The organism is Mesorhizobium sp. M7A.F.Ca.MR.362.00.0.0 (assembly GCF_004023175.1).
GTDB lineage: Bacteria > Pseudomonadota > Alphaproteobacteria > Rhizobiales > Rhizobiaceae > Mesorhizobium.
Genome location: NZ_RZTF01000608.1, coordinates 1 through 1,943 on the forward strand (window position 1 = coordinate 1; position 1,943 = coordinate 1,943).

The following is a 1,943-nucleotide window of genomic DNA, read 5'->3' on the forward strand; positions in this document are numbered from 1 at the left end:
ATCTGCCGGTGACGCCGGACCAGATCGCGGCGGACGCGATCGCCGCGGCGGAAGCCGGCGCGTCGATCCTGCATCTGCACGCCCGCGACCCGAGGGATGGCCGCCCGACCGCCGATCCGGACGTCTACATGCAGTTCCTGCCGCGCATCAAACAGGCGACCGATGCGGTGATCAACATCACCACCGGCGGCTCGTCGCTGATGACGCTCGATCAGCGGCTGGCAGCCCCTTTGCGGGCTGAACCCGAAATGTGCTCGCTCAACATGGGTTCGATGAATTTCGCGCTGTTCCCGATGCTCGACAAGCCAAGGGAATGGCAGCACGAGTGGGAATCCAAGCTGCTCGAAGCGACGCGCGACACCATCTTCAAGAACACCTTCGCCGACATGGAGGGCGTGCTGGAGCGGCTGGGCAAGGGCTGCGGCACGCGCTTCGAATTCGAATGCTACGATGTCGGCCATCTCTATTCGCTGGCGCATTTCCGCGACCGCGGGCTGGTGTCGGGGCCGCTGTTCATTCAGTTCGTGCTGGGCATTCTTGGTGGCATCGGCGCCGACCCGGAGAACCTCGTCCATATGAAGCGGATCGCCGACAAATTGTTCGGCGACAGCTACCAGTTCTCGGTGCTGGCCGCCGGCCGCCAGCAGATGCCGCTGATTTCGATCGCCGCGGCGATGGGCGGCAATGTCCGGGTCGGGCTGGAAGACAGTCTCTATGATGGCCGCCAGTTGGCGAAATCCAATGCCGACCAGGTGCGCCGCATCCGTGGCATTCTCGACGGGCTGTCTCTGGAGGTTGCAACGCCAACCGAAGCGCGCGACATGCTGGCGCTCAAGGGCGGCGACCGGGTGGCGTTTTGAGAGACGACCGTGATCAATCCAACATCCAATGACGTCCTCTTACGCCCCGGCCGGATCGACGACGTCGAAACCATCCACGCGGCGATCCTGAAGCTCGGCACGCATATCGGTGCGCCGGAAGAAATCATCTCCACACCCGACGATCTCAGAACGTACGGCTTTGGCGAAAAGCCCGCCTTCTCGACCCTGATCGCCGAAGTCGGCGGGGAATTTGCCGGGCTTTGCCTGCATTTCCCGATCTTTTCGACCTGGATGGGGCGGCCTGGCGTCTATGTGCAGGACCTCTATGTCGAGGACCGGTTTCGCGGCCGCAAGATCGGCGAGCGGCTGTTGCGGCATGTTGCGGCGCAGTGCCGGAAAGAAGGCGGCGTCTATCTCCGACTGTCGGTCGACACGGACAATGAGGGTGCCAAGACCTTCTACGAAAGGCTGGGCATCGCCTGGTCGAGCTATGAGCAGACGCAGAAGATCATCGGCGAGGCTTTCTTTGCCTTCGCCGATGCGCCCCAGAACGAGGATCCGGAATGAAAGCCTTCTATGCCGAGGAACAGAAGCGTCACGACCCCAAGGCCTTCCTGTCAAGCGGTGCGGCACAGCCCAATCCGGAAAAGCCGGAGCGCGTCGAGAGATTGTTAGCCGGCGCAAAATATGCTGGCTGCACGATCGAGCGACCTCGCAACCATGGGCTCGGCCCGGTCGCGGCTGTGCATACGCCCGAATATCTGGATTTCCTCGAGCATATCTACGCGCGCTGGCAGCGCATCGAGGGCGCTTCGGCCGAAGTGATCCCCAACATCCATCCGATCGCGCGCAACGGCTCCTACCCGGCCTCGGCAGTCGGCCAGGCCGGCTACCACATGGCCGATACTGCTTGCCCGATCTCGGGCGAGACTTGGCAAAGCGCGCTGTGGAGCGCCTGGAGCGCTGTCGACGCGGCCGAGGCGGTGATGTCAGGCGCGCCGGCCGCCTATGCGCTGAGCCGCCCGCCCGGCCACCATGCCTTTGCCGATGTCGCCGGCGGCTTCTGCTTCATCAACAACTCGGCCGTCGCGGCGCAGGTTCTGCGTAAGCAGGCCGCACGGG

General features: G+C 63.8%; 2 protein-coding genes and 1 pseudogene. All 3 read left to right on the forward strand.

The features are described 5' to 3' along the window. The first annotated feature begins 2 nt into the window (after window positions 1-2). Window positions 3-860 carry a 3-keto-5-aminohexanoate cleavage protein gene (locus EOC06_RS35880; RefSeq protein WP_245470385.1) on the forward strand — a complete coding sequence of 286 codons (858 nt, stop codon included), beginning with the start codon at window positions 3-5 and terminating at the stop codon, window positions 858-860. 12 nt (window positions 861-872) lie between these two features. Continuing rightward, window positions 873-1,388 (forward strand): GNAT family N-acetyltransferase, encoded by a 516-nt coding sequence (locus EOC06_RS35885; RefSeq protein WP_128310022.1) that lies wholly within the window; start codon window positions 873-875, stop codon window positions 1,386-1,388. After that, a pseudogene (locus EOC06_RS44455) lies at window positions 1,385-1,943 on the forward strand (histone deacetylase family protein); the annotation flags it as partial. The gene EOC06_RS35885 and the pseudogene EOC06_RS44455, both read left to right, overlap by 4 nt.